Source organism: Bartonella sp. AP88XZML (assembly GCF_042195565.1).
GTDB lineage: Bacteria > Pseudomonadota > Alphaproteobacteria > Rhizobiales > Rhizobiaceae > Bartonella.
Genome location: NZ_JBHIOQ010000033.1, coordinates 14,897 through 30,380, shown reverse-complemented (window position 1 = coordinate 30,380; position 15,484 = coordinate 14,897). Strand labels below are relative to the sequence as shown.

The 15,484-nt window shown below is 34.1% G+C and carries 11 protein-coding genes and 1 pseudogene; 6 read left to right on the top strand and 6 right to left on the bottom strand.

Annotation, left to right across the window (positions count from 1 at the left end; translation table 11 throughout):
• Positions 1-202: 202 nt before the first annotated feature.
• A pseudogene (locus ACFIK2_RS04105) lies at positions 203-404 on the bottom strand (helix-turn-helix transcriptional regulator).
• Between the two features lie 1,022 nt (positions 405-1,426).
• Between ACFIK2_RS04105 and ACFIK2_RS04100 the strand changes: the two are divergent.
• The 3 genes from ACFIK2_RS04100 to ACFIK2_RS04090 are packed head-to-tail and all read left to right on the top strand — an operon-like array spanning position 1,427 to position 2,461.
• Entirely contained in the window at positions 1,427-2,089 is a 663-nt protein-coding gene (locus tag ACFIK2_RS04100; protein WP_375632873.1) for a lysozyme, read from the top strand.
• Entirely contained in the window at positions 2,086-2,313 is a 228-nt protein-coding gene (locus tag ACFIK2_RS04095) for a hypothetical protein (RefSeq protein ID WP_375618608.1), read from the top strand. Before ACFIK2_RS04100 ends, ACFIK2_RS04095 begins: the two co-directional genes overlap by 4 nt.
• Positions 2,246-2,461: a hypothetical protein gene (locus ACFIK2_RS04090; RefSeq protein ID WP_375632871.1), complete on the top strand. Its 216-nt coding sequence runs from the start codon at positions 2,246-2,248 to the stop codon at positions 2,459-2,461. Before ACFIK2_RS04095 ends, ACFIK2_RS04090 begins: the two co-directional genes overlap by 68 nt.
• 1,611 nt (positions 2,462-4,072) lie before the next feature.
• Here ACFIK2_RS04090 and ACFIK2_RS04085 read toward each other — a convergent pair.
• The gene (locus ACFIK2_RS04085) at positions 4,073-4,237 is read right to left on the bottom strand and encodes a hypothetical protein (RefSeq protein WP_375676913.1); all 165 of its coding nucleotides are present in this window, start codon (positions 4,235-4,237) and stop codon (positions 4,073-4,075) included.
• Between the two features lie 508 nt (positions 4,238-4,745).
• Between ACFIK2_RS04085 and ACFIK2_RS04080 the strand changes: the two genes are divergently transcribed.
• Positions 4,746-4,871: a hypothetical protein gene (locus ACFIK2_RS04080; protein WP_375612384.1), complete on the top strand. Its 126-nt coding sequence runs from the start codon at positions 4,746-4,748 to the stop codon at positions 4,869-4,871.
• Positions 4,872-6,042: 1,171 nt separating this feature from the next.
• Here the strand turns inward: ACFIK2_RS04080 and lldD are convergent.
• Entirely contained in the window at positions 6,043-7,194 is a 1,152-nt protein-coding gene (gene lldD, locus ACFIK2_RS04075) for an FMN-dependent L-lactate dehydrogenase LldD (protein ID WP_375629719.1), read from the bottom strand.
• Positions 7,195-8,314: 1,120 nt separating this feature from the next.
• Positions 8,315-9,403 (bottom strand): 2'-deoxycytidine 5'-triphosphate deaminase, encoded by a 1,089-nt coding sequence (locus ACFIK2_RS04070; protein ID WP_375676912.1) that lies wholly within the window; start codon positions 9,401-9,403, stop codon positions 8,315-8,317.
• Positions 9,404-9,642: 239 nt separating this feature from the next.
• Here ACFIK2_RS04070 and mutL point away from each other — a divergent pair, with 239 nt between their 5' ends.
• Both mutL and ACFIK2_RS04060 read left to right on the top strand, forming a co-directional pair.
• Positions 9,643-11,496, top strand: coding sequence for a DNA mismatch repair endonuclease MutL (gene mutL, locus ACFIK2_RS04065; protein ID WP_375634686.1), 1,854 nt, complete (start codon positions 9,643-9,645; stop codon positions 11,494-11,496).
• Positions 11,497-11,605: 109 nt separating this feature from the next.
• A complete protein-coding gene (locus ACFIK2_RS04060; RefSeq protein WP_375608064.1) occupies positions 11,606-11,842 on the top strand; it encodes a DUF2093 domain-containing protein in 237 nt (78 codons plus the stop codon).
• 19 nt (positions 11,843-11,861) lie between these two features.
• Here ACFIK2_RS04060 and lpxK read toward each other — a convergent pair whose 3' ends face one another.
• Both lpxK and waaA read right to left on the bottom strand, forming a co-directional pair.
• A complete protein-coding gene (lpxK, locus tag ACFIK2_RS04055; RefSeq protein WP_375618602.1) occupies positions 11,862-12,902 on the bottom strand; it encodes a tetraacyldisaccharide 4'-kinase in 1,041 nt (346 codons plus the stop codon).
• Complete coding sequence (waaA, locus tag ACFIK2_RS04050; protein WP_375632859.1) at positions 12,892-14,214, bottom strand: lipid IV(A) 3-deoxy-D-manno-octulosonic acid transferase; 1,323 nt, start codon at positions 14,212-14,214, stop codon at positions 12,892-12,894. Before waaA ends, lpxK begins: the two co-directional genes overlap by 11 nt.
• Positions 14,215-15,484 lie beyond the last annotated feature (1,270 nt).

The following is a 15,484-nucleotide window of genomic DNA, read 5'->3' as shown; positions in this document are numbered from 1 at the left end:
TAATACTTACTTTTTTTATTGAATCATAAAAAGCTATAGACATCAATACGCCCTTACACATCTTTATATACTTTGAATCTTATTGCTAAGCCCCTGCTTGCCGGCATCCGGCACCACCTTTTGTTTTAATGTATTGAAATATATATATTTTTTATTTAATTATCTGTTTGAAGATTACCTTCTAGGGTTTATACGATTTTATCTAATCTGTTGTTATTTGCTCCGTATTTTTCTCTGGAATAAATGCTAAAGTCTCTTTCTTTCTCCACCTCACTGCTCTCCCTAGCTTATATGGCTCCGGCCCCCCCCTGAAGCATCTAATGGCGAATCGTTGTTGTGGATATAATAAAAAGCTGTGCACACTCACGTATTATTACATATCTATTGCCATCATCAAATATCATCTCATTGCCTTTTTATTTTTTATGTTATGTAAATGGGCTGGGATGCTAGGAGGAGAGAGATTCCTATATTTTCAAGCAGCCTTTTGTCAAAATCTTTTGTGTCTCTTGTGCTATTGCCTCTAAAAATATTTCAATAGCTTGATTGATTTGTTTAAGAGGCTGCTGGAAACGTAGCCAATACAACACCAGACAAAGATGATACCATTGGACCCGAACGCCCCACCAAATGCTTCATATGAAAAAGAAAATATATGAAACTGAACTACTTGTTCAAATTTATTACAGTACAATATTCTTAAAAAAACTATCAAATATCATTGGTCTATATATTGAATATGCTCCACTAATATATTGTTTCATTTGGAAACAGACTGCAAGAGAGGGGAAATATCCATTATGTTTTTTATGTAACAGTTTATTTGAAATCCTTCATAAAGGTATTTTTTAATGAAATTAAGCAATTAGGAGAAAAAACAAAGAATAATTAAATTAACTATAGATTTTTTTATTAAATATGTATAACACGTTATGTATATGCTTTATTGATTCTAAGATAAATTTTAGATGTATAATATTAAATTATAATGTTTTTTTGTTTTTATAAAAAAATTCTGTGGTGCAATTTATGAATTTTGAAATTACTTAAAAATCAACACCTAATTATTTCATTAATTATTATGTCTCTTATTTTTTGTTAAAAGTGCTTTTTGTCATTGGAATTATTGAAGTTTTTTGAAGTAAAGTTCTTCTAAATCATTCTAGATCAACTGGTTTATGAGTGAAATCTATCTGATTATAAATGGAATTATTATAAAGTTATTGTCTTTAGATGGAGATCAATTGCTGCAAAATGAATAGTATTTAGCATAATCTTTATTCAAAAAAATGATATGGATCTTAAAATAATCCACTATGGATGTTTTGAATTTATTATGCCCTTTCGCTGTTCTGTTCTTAAAAATGAGTAGATGTAAGTTTTTAATTCATATCCTGCTTTGTGTAGTTTTTTATAGGTAAAAATAATGCGAAAAATATCAAAAGAAGGGCTTGTATTGATTAAGCAATTGGAAGGCTTACGTTTATCAGCTTATGAAGATTCTGGTGGTGTCTGGACAATTGGTTATGGACATACAAGTGCTGCTGGTGCCCCAAGCGTCCACAAAGACATGCAAATTACGGAAAAAGAAGCTGAAAAAATCCTTTGTCAGGACTTGAGGGAGTATGAAGCTGTTGTTGAAAAAACCGTTACCGTTCCTTTAAACGATGAACAATTCGCGGCATTAGTATCATTTTGCTATAATGTAGGAATCACAGCATTTCGCAATTCTACACTTTTAAAAAAGCTTAATAAAGGTGAATATGAAGCGATACCAACCGAATTGCAAAAATGGACAAGAGTAGGAGGAAAACGTATCCAAGGTCTTGTCAATCGCCGAGCAACCGAAGCAGGTTTGTGGGCAAAAGGAGCTCATGTTGCCCCCAATTATCATGTAGTAGAACCAGAAGGCGTAACAGGTATTTGCAAAGTAGAAGCTCTTGCACCAATCATAGGTTCTTTTTCAGGGCTTGGAGGTCTTTTTGCAGGAAATGGTCCTGTTCAATGGGTTCTAGCAGGCATTATGGTTTTAGCTGCTTGTACGGCTATGATATACATTGCTAAACGTTTTCAGGAACACCGCCTATGATTTTATGGATAAAAAAATATCTGACAATGACGTCAGCGCTCATAGCAGCTTTTCTTATAGCTTTAGTCAAAGCCTTTTTTCTTGGGAAAAAAGTTGAGAAGCAAAAGCAAACAAAAGAAGATTTCAAGATAGCGACAACACGGCTTGAGGTAGAAAATGAAATTAATAAGAAAAGTGATGCTGATGTGCGCACTAAGCTTTCTAGCTGGTTGCGCGACGAATGAACGAACTTCTTGTATTGGATGGCTTCCAATTTATTTGAATCGACAAGATATCAATGTCATTAGTTCAAATTTGGCGAGAGATATTTTAAAACATAACAAACAAGGTGAACGTTTATGTGGTTGGAGAGATAAACGGAAAATAAAGTGATAAAAATATAATTCCTCTGAAACATCAATCAATGAAAAGATTTGAAAGAGGTGGATACATTCAGATTAAAAGTAAAAGCACTTAAAGGATTAAAACACTCTGGTGGTCGATTAGATTTAATTAGAATGACTGAGATGTCTGAATTGAAACTAAAGGATTCAACAGATTATGTTTGTGTAAAATGATTGAGTCTATTGATGTATTCTAAGGACATCTTTGTTATCCTATCAAAAGAAGATGAGAAAAGATTTTATGGATTGCACTACTATCGTCGTTCAAAGAACTGATCATACACAAAGGTTCTGTTTTCAACAAAAATAACATCTAGGGGCTGGCATGCTTGAAGAAAAGCAATCTACGGAGCTATATAATGAATAATGGTAAGGCTTTTATGTGATTTGTAAATGATGTTGTTTCAGCTTCCTAATTATAATAATGATGTTGACGATAAGGCAAATACTTTCGCACTATATCTGCTTTTTCATGCTAAAGTGGCGGGAAAACATTGTGAATGATCTTGGCTGTTAATTTTTCTATAGGTAAATTCCCTATGTGGGAAATGACATGCAACTCCAGTTGAGAAAACCAACAACCATTTTTGCTTTTATTTTTTAACTTAGCTTTTTTACTTTCAAAAGTCGCCTAGCAATTTCTTGAAGAATATTGCTTTACTATTTTAAGATAATTTTTTCCTGAAATAAAATCCTTCTTTTAAAATATTACTGTAATATCTTGCAAACTCATGTACTGCTTTTAGAGAAAGTTTGTAATAAGACCGTGCTTTTCACGGCTTTTATTGTGATGTGTATAACGGAAAAGTTAAGAGTGCGTATTATCTTTTCGAACATTCAACTACAATCTATTTCATCACAATATTTATCTTGAGAAGATACTTTTACAAAGATACTGATAATCTATAAATCGCTTTCCCCTAATTTACCTTCTCGCTCATCCTTCCATGCATTGCCCGTCCACCTTTTAAACCACCTTAAATTTTTGATATAAAATTTTTTCTTTAATTTTTATTTTTTATTGAATCATAAAAATGATATGTCTCAATCTCACTTCTATGCATCTTTATACGCTTTGATTCTTGTTTCTAAAGCCCAGATTGCCTACATATCGTACTGTTTTTATATTTTGATAGAAATATCTTCTATCAGTTCACTTTTTTCAAAAGATTCTGAAAGGATTCTCAAAAAGTCTGCAAAGTTAAAGACTATTTAATACGTATTGTTTCTTTTTTAGAAATCAAAATTGGTGATGCCCCATTCCTTACCAGCAATTGTGTTATTTGCAGAGCAGTCTGTATAAGATGGTGTAACCTCTTTTATAAAATTAACTAAAGTTTTTTGAATTTCTAGCATATTGTTTAAAGACAAAAAACTCCCTCTTATTATGCAAGCAGCTTAGACATCGGCTGATAATCCTCCCGCTTATAAAAATCCTTTCTTTAATCACCCTCAAAACCACAATTAAAGTGGTGAAAGATAAAACAAGATTTTTAGGCGATCATAACGCACAATAAAATCAGACTAGTCTAAATGTTCAATGCTAACACCTGCTAAACAGTGGAAAATAAGTTTTAGCACGCATTCAAATTGGAAGGGCTTAAGCCCCCCGCGCGCTACGATGGTTTTCTACTCTCATCGTACGATTTACATTCCCTCTAAAACTTAATCGCTGTAAATATAAAAATCTTGAAGCCCGTTCTAAATCCGTGAGAGTTTCTGGATCTTGCTGTATTAAACGTTGAAATTCCTCACAACTGCTCATCTGAAATGCTAACATTTTTCATAAAAGGACGATAGTGGCGTTGTAACATCCCTAAAAAGTTTACGACATAACCTGAGAGATTATTACTGATTTCAGGGGATAGAATCAATTTCTGCTCAAAGAAAATCTCACCCATACCAACAAAAAGGTTTAGCCTACATGCCATGAGGAATGTCCTCAAATAATTTTGATATTTTTTTGATCAAATTTCTTTTGTCACCAATATCAGCAGCAACTTATGTGGAATTAACAGAATTATAATTTTTTATTTTAAAATGTATCCATCATTTTTTATATTCTTTTATCTATCTTAACCTTCTTTTCACAGCTTCAAGTAATAAAAATTAACTGCAATGTTAAGTCGTTTTGCATCAAACAAATTTCTCGCAAACTATCCCTATTGACTAGATGACAATCCATCTTCTGTTTAAAGAGAGAAAAACTTTTCTTTTTTATTCAGCGATAAAGTAAATATTATCCAATTACTTACGAGTAGAAATTCGATCAAATGGAAACTGTAATTCTTTCTACTCTGAGTAATCTTGTACCCATTTATATAGGTTTAGGAAAGCGTGCTGTTATGAATATTCATAAAAATGCTTCAAAAATTGATATCAGCAAAACTTCTGTTTAAAAAAGGAAAAGATGTTCTCCTACTTGCTACCGAAGAAACTGTTCAGATTTGTCTTGATGTTGCTGAAGAGCTTCAAAAAACATGAAGTTATCCCAACGCTTACAAGTGTGCCAACAATTCAACTTTGAGATAATAGATCAGTGCTAGAGTTATGCCAATCTCACCAATCTGTTGTTGTCTGTGAAGAGCATAGTATCAAAGGAGAAGCTTGGAGATGCAATTGTTAAATCGCTTATGGAACAAAACATTCTATGCCAATTTGTATCATTAGTCCCCCTACCATCACCATCTGCAATAAAAACGAACTGGATCTTTAATAAATTATGCAATCAATAGAGAAAGCATAAACAGTGTTAGCAATGACATACTATACAAAAAATATTCAACTGCTTCCTAATATGTTCGCCAGTTCAAAAACATCATAACTCATTGAGGATGCAAGGAAATAAGAAAGAAAAGCACATTAATTCACGCAGTCTTGCTCTCAGTAAACGAGCTTTTTTAAAGATTGTATGGGTATTTTTTTCATTGCTTAAAAATGTACTCCATAAAAAAATATCATATCCATATAATATATTACCAAATAAAATTAATATAAATAATATATAGATTATAGGAATATTATTTATTAGATCCATTTTTTATTATAATTATAGCTTTTAATAAATACATATTGACATTTTTAATAATTTTATTTATATATCATAATTAATATTATTCTATATTAAAATAAAACTAAATGAAGCTTATAAATTTACGTTTTATGCTAATGTGGGAAAGAATTAATTAACATATTATATTTTTATATATAGGAGGGAAAAATGCTCACAGCATTATTTATAGCTATTTTTTCTATATCAACAGTTGTTTTACCTTTAATATCAGCGCTTGTTCCTTTTTATCCGTAGAATGAGCTTTTAATAAAGTAAGTAAAAGATGTATGCAATGTTATTAGTGTTTTTTTTGTGTTTATTATTATTAAGATTTTTGCGTTAATTATTATTGTATTTACGGAGTATTATTTTAGTTACTGAGTATTTTCTGTATTTTTATAGAGGAGCTTTTTGATCTTTTCTATTTAAATTTAACTGTCAACATATTTGTAAAATATATAATTATGCTCCTCTATAAAAAGACTTTCTTTTTCTGAAAGCAGTATAACATATTGCTTTCATTGCTTAAAAACATCTATATTTACTAAACTCTTGCGTGTAATATCTTTGATTGTCTGAGTACCGGTCAGTGTCATAGCTACCCGCATTTCATTGGCAAAAAGATCAAGGAGATGCATAACACCTTTCTTACCTGCTGCTGCAAGCGCATAAACAAAAGCACGGCCAATCATAACAGCATCCGCACCTTGTGCTATCATGCGTACAACATCAAGACCAGAACGAACACCTGAGTCCGCTAAAATAGTCAAATGATCCTCTACAGCATCCGCAATTGCAGGCAACGCTCGTGTTGTTGATAATACACCATCAAGCTGACGTCCGCCGTGATTAGAAACAACAATACCATCCGCACCAAATTTTACTGCTTCTCGTGCATCTTCTGGATCAAGAATACCTTTCAAAATCATTTTTCCTTTCCAAAAATCGCGAATCCATTGTAGATCATGCCAACCAATTGATGGATCAAAATTTGCACCAATCCAACCAACGTAATCATCCAATACAATTTTCTTTTTAAGATAAGCAGAGACATTTCCAAGATCATGAGGGCGCCCCATAACACCAACGTTCCAAGCCCAATATGGATGAGTCAAAGCTTGTAAAAAACGACGTAAACCAGCATAAGGACCAGACATCCCCGAATGCGCATCACGATAACGTGCACCAGGAACTGGCATATCAACTGTAAAAACCAACGTGCGTACACCAGCTAACCAAGCCCGTTCTAGTGCATCACGCATGAAACCGCGATCTTTGAGAACATAAAGTTGAAACCAAAATGCACCTCCAATCGCTTCTTGCACTTCCGCAATGGGACAAACTGAAACAGAGGATAGAGTAAAAGGAATCCCTTTTGCCGCTGCGGCACGCGCTGCTTTTACCTCTCCACGACGTGCATACATGCCCGTTAGCCCAACAGGCGCAAGTACAATCGGTAAATCAAGTGTCTGATCAAAAAGCTTGATTGAAAGATCAACTTCACCAACTTGCCTTAGAATCCTTTGACGCAGTGCAAGAGCTTGAAGATCTTTACAGTTACGTCGCATCGTTTCTTCAGCATAAGCCCCACCATCAATATAGTGAAAAAGAAAAGGAGGAAGACGACGCTTTGCTGCCTTACGATAATCAAGTGTTGAAGAAATAATCATTGATGGCACCATTGTTCCTAAATAAAAAGAGAAGATATCCTAAAACGCATAAAAGCGAATCCGTGTACCTTCCTACTCGATATTCTCCCAAAACGCTCTATTGAATAGATAGAAGCAACAGAGATTGCAACTTTCTAAAAAAACTAATTGATAAAAACAATGTCTTTATTTCTCCTATCCAAATTTAAAATCTCACAGTATGAAGTATCATTAATAACGTATCTACTCATATATTCTTCATGTGCAATTAAAATGTTATACTCTCTTTAAAGCAATCCCTCTTCAAAAGCGATTGCTCCGTAGCTTAATTAGTTATAATTTAAAGTTGCTTCTCCCTCTAAAGGTCCTTACATTATCAGTTATTAAGAATATAGAGTGTCATTAAGTATAAACCATAATCTCCCCCAAAAGATGAAAAAATCCTTTATTAATACTGGAAATAAAGCTGTCGCATACATGCAGAAATCTTCTTATATCAATATTCAAAACTAAGATCTGTTACTTATTCATGCATAGTGCCTAATTCACATAAAGCATAAAAACTTTTAATGTTCATACCAATAGAAAATCTTCATATTTAATTGAATAATTTTCTAGCAATATTATATCTTGAGGCTATAAATGAGTTACTAAAATTAGAACAATGTTTATTGAAAATAATTGTTACTAAACTGGAGTGAAAACTTATTTATTAACTCTTAAGGATAATTTTTATACGGAATAAAATATACTGGTTATTACACTCTAGAAAAATTGAGTCAATTGCAGCATCCAATCTCGCATATTTACTTTGAAAAGTGAGTAGCTACTGTTATATTGAATTTTATTAACCTATTGATTTATTATAATAATAAATATGAATAACATATTGAATATAGTAAATTTTGTCATGATGAAATAATCAAAACTATTCTTTTGCACATCATAAAGGGAGTTCGTATAGATAGAACCTCTTGAAAAAAGAAGTAAAAATGCCTCTCATACCCTCTCAAATGCAAGAGATGAAATAACCTTGGAAATTAAAAATAGAATGCATGACGCCGGTTTTGCGAAGCACAAAATTTTTTTTATCTAAAATACGCTTTCTGCATACATGTTATCAAAATTCGTGGTTCCCAACTCATTTAAAATGCTTGGACAACTTTAAACCCTGTGCTTGATAATGTGATCCAACATCATGTCCATAAAGGGTTGATGGTCGATTAAGCATATGCTCATAGACCAAACGGCCAATAATTTGACCATGCTCTAAGATAAAAGGAACTTCATGGCTCCGCACTTCTAAAACCGCTCTTGCTCCTTTTCCACCCGCCTCCTTATGCCCAAATCCTGGATCAAAAAAGCCTGCATAATGCACCCTAAACTCGCCAACTAAAGGATCAAAAGGTGTCATTTCTGCGGCATAAAGCGGCGGCACATGAACAGACTCTCGTGAAACTAAAATGTAAAATTCATCAGGATCAAGAACCAACTCCCTTTGACCACGATCAAAAAGAGGTTCCCAAAAATCTAAAACGTGGGCAACGGCACGTTTATCAATATCAATAACACTTGTATGATGTTTACCACGATAACCTATAAGCCCGTTTTCGTCTCCCTTTAAATTAATGGAAAGACCAATACCACCAACACTAATATTAGGAAAATCATCCGATATCAGTGTTTCTTGCCTTTGCAAAGTGTGCAACTCTATTTCATTTAAATAACTTTGCCCTTTTCTAAACCGAAGCTGTGATAAATATGAGCCTGTATGCACCAAAATTGGAAATGTGCGTGGACTAATTTCCAAATAAAGTGGACCATGATAACCAGCACAAATTTTATCAAATTCCTGAGCATTATCCGTAATGACACGTGTAAAAATATCTAATCGTCCTGTAGAACTTTTGGGATTGGCAACAGCAGATAAGAATTCTGGTAAAGCTAAACTTTCCAAAAGAGGAACAATATAAACACACCCCGTTTCCAAAACGGCTCCGTCTCGTAAATCAAACTCATGCAACTTTAACCGTTCAAGCTTATCCAAAACTTTTGTATCAGGTCCCGGCATAAAAGAAGCACGTATACGATAAGCTTTCTCCCCTAAACGAAGATCAAGACTTGCTGGTTGTATTTGAGATCTATCAAATGGATACTGAGCCTTGAGAAAGTTATTCTCAATCAAAGCTTGTATATCACTATCTGCTAAAATACCGCTTATACGCGCCATATATATTGCCTTCCCTTTTTACATTGTTTCTTTTTTTGACCTAGATGATAAATTGGTGCAAGCTATTTTAAAGTGATAAAAACTATTTTTATGTTTTTTCCAACCGACTTGTTAACATAAAATAAAATAGGAGGTATTGTAAAAATAATACCTCTCATGCTCTCTTATTCTTGAATGTCGCGCAAATGATGTTATCATAATTTTCTATAGAACCCTTAAGTTTCCTGTTAGAATTTATTATGATTATACGCCATCTTAGCGAAAATATTATTAATCAAATCGCCGCCGGTGAAGTTATTGAACGACCAGCAAATGTTGTCAAAGAACTTGTTGAAAACGCTATTGATGCTGGTGCAACACGCATTGAAATTATTACAGCAAATGGTGGAAAAAATTTTATAAAGGTGAGTGATAATGGTTATGGAATTCCTGCAGATCAATTAACTTTAGCAGTTTCTCGCCATTGTACCTCAAAGATTACCGATGACGTACACAATATCTGCTTCCTTGGATTTAGAGGAGAAGCCCTCCCCTCTATTGGTTCTGTTGCTAAACTTAAACTCATTTCACGAACAAAAGATGCTGAGAGCGCTGCTGAAATTTCCGTTACTGCAGGAAAAATTGTAGGACCCAAACCAGCTGCTGCGAATCTTGGAACAATTGTTGAAGTTCGTGATCTTTTCTTTGTCACGCCGGCACGATTAAAATTTATGAAAACTGATCGGGCTGAAACAAATGCTATTAGCGATATGATTAAGCGAATTGCTATCGCATTTCCACATATCCGCTTTTCTCTTTCAGGACTAGACAGAACATCTATGGAATTGTCTGCTACAGAAAATAATATTCAAGGACAATTACAACGTATTACGCAGATTATGGGAAAAGAATTCGCCCCTAATAGCATTGCGCTGAATGCTGAACGCGAAGCGGTGCGCTTAACAGGTTTTGCCTGTTTGCCATCTTTCAACCGAAATAACAGCCTTCATCAATTTGCTTATGTTAATGGACGTCCCGTGCGTGATAAATTTCTATGGGGCGCTATCCGAGGCGCTTATGCTGATGTCATGACACGAGATCGTTATCCTGTCGCTATTCTTTTTATTGACCTCCCACCTGCTGAGGTAGATGTTAATGTTCACCCAGCCAAAGCTGATGTACGATTCCGTGATCCAGGATTAATTCGTGGTTTGATTGTTGGAGCTATTCGTGAAGCATTGCAACAATCTGGTATTCGTCCTACTTCAACCCGTTCTGAAGCAATGCTTGCTGCATTTCAAACACAACAATCATTGGCACAACAACCATTAGTCAGTTTTAAGAACACTCACCAGTTCTCTTCTTACAGTTCACAACCTCATCATTTTACCAGCGCTTCAATGGTCCAAAAACCATTGGATAGTACTCACTCTTTTGATTTAAAAGAAGATGCCGCTCCTATTATGGAGGGCTTAAATACACCAAGTGGGGATGCATACATTCCAAGCACGACATCTTCATCAGAAGAGTTATCTTATCCATTAGGAGCGGCCAGAGCACAAATCCATAAAAACTATATTATCGCCCAAACACAAGATAGTTTGATCATTGTCGATCAGCATGCAGCTCACGAACGATTGGTTTATGAAGCACTCAAAAATGCACTTTATTCCAAACCACTTCCTTCACAGTTATTACTTATTCCTGAAATTGTAGAACTCTCTGAAGAGGATGCAACATGCCTTTTAACGCATAAAGATGCTTTGCAAAAATTTGGATTAGGAATAGAACCATTTGGACCAGGAGCAATTGTTGTGCGTGAAACACCTTCCATGTTAGGAAAGATCAACGTCCAAGCCCTTATTAAAGATCTCGCAGATGAGGCCGCTGAGTATGATACAACAAATAATTTAAAAGCAATGCTTGATTATGTTGCAGCAACGATGGCCTGTCACGGCTCAATACGGTCAGGGCGCCTTTTACGCCCCGAAGAAATGAACACACTATTACGACAAATGGAGGCAATACCTAATACAAGTACATGTAATCATGGACGCCCTACTTATATTGAACTCAAATTGGCAGATATAGAACGGCTTTTTGGCAGAAAATAAGCCCTGCATCATTTTTACAAGAAAAATATTTTAAAATTAACTCTCGACTTTATAATACATTTTATGGCACTTTTCTTGAATCTCTTGTATCAAGTAAGAAGGAGTTATAATGTTTCCCAATGGTGAACGCGAAGCAAAAATTCATTATTCTAATAACGGATATGACATTATAGAATATGGTACCTATACCATTTGTGCTGTTAGCGGGCAAAAAATCCCTATAGATGATTTAAAATATTGGAATCATCACCGCCAAGAAGCATATGCTAGTTGTGAAATCTCCTATCAGCGCGAACTTGAGTGCAACCCATATCTCAAGCAATTGTTAAAAACAAAAGAAAAATAACCCCTCGAAAGCTATAAATTTAGCTTTTGCCTTTTAGACAAGAAAATTCAAGGGAACGTTTTCTAAAGCGGGTCATGACCTCTTCAAGGACCATACGACAGAAGTCTTTTTGAACAAAATCGACATTCACATCAAAGATAATAAGATTTTTCAAATCTTTTTGCATGTGAATTGTCTGTATACGGGTATAATCTTTAGCTGTTGTTGCTAGCCATAAATTGTGCATTTTAGCCTTTTGTATAAGGCTTTTTAAATTTTTATCTGTGAAAAAATAGTGGTCTGGATATATGTAAGTTTGCACCACATGACCAGACAATTCTTTAATAGATTTAAAAAATTTATCTGGATTGCCAATACCAGCAAATGCCAAAAATGATTTTCCTGAAACCTCATCAGAGGCACTGGCTTTAAGATGAGCACGATATAAAGGCTTTCCAGTACGCGAAACAAGAAAAGCGACATTATCAGGCGCATCGGAGTGACCAATCAATAAAACACTATCCATAAAAGAAAACTGCGTTTTTAATGGTACGCGCAAAGGTCCTGCTGGAAAGACAGCTCCATTACCAAAACCGCGCATCGCATCAACAACGAGTAACGCATAATCCATATAAAGACGGCGACTTTGAAATCCGTCATCCATTAAAATAAGATTACATCCCTCTTGTTTAAGCCGTTGTGCCGCTGCATAACGATTAGGTGATACAGCTACAAAAGCATGCCGTGCAAGTAAAAGTGCCTCATCTCCAACACTATATGGAGTATCATATTTTTCATTTACAAGATGTACCCCTTTAACTGATCCACCATAACCACGAGATACAATACCAGGTACGAAACCAAGTTCTTTAGCCACTTTTGTAAAAGCAATAACAACCGGCGTTTTACCCGCACCGCCACATGTAAAATTTCCAATACACAAAACTGGCAGATCAATCACGGGAGGCTGTCTTGTCATAAAACGACTTGAAAAATAACCATACCCCCATGAAACTGGAGCTAACACAAAACGCAAAAAGCTTTTATTTTTCCACCAAAAACGAGGGGCGCTAATATGCATATCTACCCTGACGCTGACGTAAACCTGTTTGTATTACAAGGGGTTGTAAAAATGGATCTAAAATCTTTAATGTGCGCTCAAATGCACCTGCCATACCTGTCGCCACTTCATGAGCCTTATCAACCATTTCTTGCCGCAATGTTTCATTTGTTAAAAGCTTATACACCTGAATAGCAAGCTGTTTTGTATCTTGAACCATATATGCTGCATCATGCGTTAGAAATTGTTTGAACATCTCTTGAAAATTTGAAACATGAGGCCCTGTCAAAATAGCGGAACCAAGCAAAGCCAATTCCAATGGATTGTGTCCACCATTTCCACATAACGATTTACCAACGAAAGAAACTTTCGATAAGCGAAGAAAAAGTCCCATTTCTCCAATGGTATCTCCCCATAAAATATCGGTATTCATGTTTGGAACAGCGTCTCTACTCCTACGAATAAAACTTAACCCCTTATTATCGCATTTTCTGATAAGATCTTCTGAACGTTCAGGATGACGAGGTACAATAATTGTTAATAAATCTGGCAAATAATTTTTAACAATTTTATGGACCTCAAAAGCAATCTCCTCTTCCCCTTCATGCGTTGAAACAGCTGCCCAAACTGGGCGATTGCCGATAGCATTACGATAACGTGCAAGCAATTCTTGATTTTCAACCAGAAAAACATCAGCCTTGAGATTACCAGAAAACGTAACAGATTTTACGCCAAGTGTATGGTAATAAGCTACATCTCTTTCATTTTGACCAATCGCCAAATCAATATCCTTAAAAATATGTTTGGCAAGAATACGTCGTTTTTGCCAAGCTTTAAAAGAACGTTCAGACATATGGGCATTAACCAAAATCTGCGGAATACGCATTTTTGCAAGTTCTTTAATACGAAGAGGCCAAATTTCTGATTCACAAATTAAGACGAGATCAGGCTTCCAATGACGAATAAAACGGCGCACTGCAAAATCTAAATCCAAAGGAGCATATTGATGAATCAACCTATTACCAAAATATTTTTTCACAAGAGTAGAAGATGTCACCGTCCCAGTTGTCATTAATACATTGATTTCCAATGATAAAATATAATTTATAAGTGGAACAAGTGCAAGTGTTTCTCCAACACTTGCTGCATGCAACCAAACTAACGAACCTTGGGGGCGTATATGAGAACTTTTACCTAAACGCTCTTTTTTGCGACACCACTCTTCTTTTCCACGAATAGCACGAAAGAACAAATAAAAAGGAATAACAGGACATAAGCAAAAACCAATCATCCGATAGCTTAAAAGAGCCGTATGTGCCTTTAATTCTACCATTTAAAATCACCTCATCCAGCTATTTTAAGATATCTATATACTTATTTTGTTAAAAAATTCATCAACTCTATTGGTTGCATCCATATTTTTTAATATCATCCATATCTTAAATAAAAAAAGCTTAATCCATGAGAAAATTCAATACATATACACATTATTTAAATCTCTTTTAATTAAATTTTGTAACTTATATCGATTTTATCACTTCATTCTGCACCCTATAAAAAATCTTACTCAAAAATAACAAAACTACATTTCAGTCGATTATAATTTTTAAAATATAAATGATAAACCTATGACATAGATTGTATCAATTTTTTCAACTCACTTGATTTTAATGAGACTTTGAATTTTGCACGTTGGTATTTTAGAGAAAAAGCTTATTTTTACATATGTTAGGTATTGTCAATTTTTCAAAAAATAACCCATATAGACATTACAACCTAATATAAATACAATAAATAAAATGTGTTTAAAAGAAAGATCAATCTCTATTATTTCATTTCAATAAAATGAATATGTCAAACTAATCTTAAAAAACTTTTGAATAGTATAGAGTTCTCATTTTAAATTGTGATATAATCTCTTAAAGGTAATCCAGAAAAATCTAATCTTGTTTAATAGAGAATTTCTTAAAAGTCTTAAAGCAATTTAAATAAGAGTTTTCAAAATTTTAAATCCTCTCTTTTCAGGAGGTCGCAATGATATATTATTCCTTTTAAGATTGTATATAATCAACACAAAATGGTTAACTTATAGATTGTAGTTTTAAATGAGTACTCAAGAAACCCTTATGAGGTAAGTTAACTTCATAAATCTATTTAGTTTCTTTAAGTTTCTAATTTTGGTAAAGTTTCTAACGACTTTCATGGTTTCTAAGCTTATAGTAATAACTCGTTGAAAAAATTCCAATAGATAAGTAACGAGTGCTAATAATCTCAACAGAGTAATAATTGCTATCATTAATAATGCTACTCTTTTTATTAATCTTAACGCATTAGTGTCTCATACCCCATTCAAAAGCAGAGTGACTATTCACAATATAATCATAAACTTCGAGTGATAGCTGTCATGATAATATTGCTGTTGTAAATAGGTTGATAGAAACTGTCTTGCATTTTTATTAAGCGTAAAGATGGTGGTGCAATAATGGATTTTATACCTTGCACGGACACTATTATGAAATGGGCTTGGGTGCTTTGGGAGATGTTTCTTAAAAAATATATGAATTTTAAACAACAAGCATATTCTTTTTTACGGCATTCTATTT

What these genes read in the sequence shown, in the direction of transcription:
- ACFIK2_RS04100 (WP_375632873.1), top strand. Translation starts at nt 1,427, where the DNA reads ATGCGAAAAATATCAAAAGAAGGGCTTGTATTGATTAAGCAATTGGAA.
- ACFIK2_RS04095 (WP_375618608.1), top strand. Translation starts at nt 2,086, where the DNA reads ATGATTTTATGGATAAAAAAATATCTGACAATGACGTCAGCGCTCATA.
- ACFIK2_RS04090 (WP_375632871.1), top strand. Translation starts at nt 2,246, where the DNA reads ATGAAATTAATAAGAAAAGTGATGCTGATGTGCGCACTAAGCTTTCTA.
- ACFIK2_RS04085 (WP_375676913.1), bottom strand. Translation starts at nt 4,237, where the DNA reads ATGAGCAGTTGTGAGGAATTTCAACGTTTAATACAGCAAGATCCAGAA.
- ACFIK2_RS04080 (WP_375612384.1), top strand. Translation starts at nt 4,746, where the DNA reads ATGGAAACTGTAATTCTTTCTACTCTGAGTAATCTTGTACCCATTTAT.
- lldD (WP_375629719.1), bottom strand. Translation starts at nt 7,194, where the DNA reads ATGATTATTTCTTCAACACTTGATTATCGTAAGGCAGCAAAGCGTCGT.
- ACFIK2_RS04070 (WP_375676912.1), bottom strand. Translation starts at nt 9,403, where the DNA reads ATGGCGCGTATAAGCGGTATTTTAGCAGATAGTGATATACAAGCTTTG.
- mutL (WP_375634686.1), top strand. Translation starts at nt 9,643, where the DNA reads ATGATTATACGCCATCTTAGCGAAAATATTATTAATCAAATCGCCGCC.
- ACFIK2_RS04060 (WP_375608064.1), top strand. Translation starts at nt 11,606, where the DNA reads ATGTTTCCCAATGGTGAACGCGAAGCAAAAATTCATTATTCTAATAAC.
- lpxK (WP_375618602.1), bottom strand. Translation starts at nt 12,902, where the DNA reads ATGCATATTAGCGCCCCTCGTTTTTGGTGGAAAAATAAAAGCTTTTTG.
- waaA (WP_375632859.1), bottom strand. Translation starts at nt 14,214, where the DNA reads ATGGTAGAATTAAAGGCACATACGGCTCTTTTAAGCTATCGGATGATT.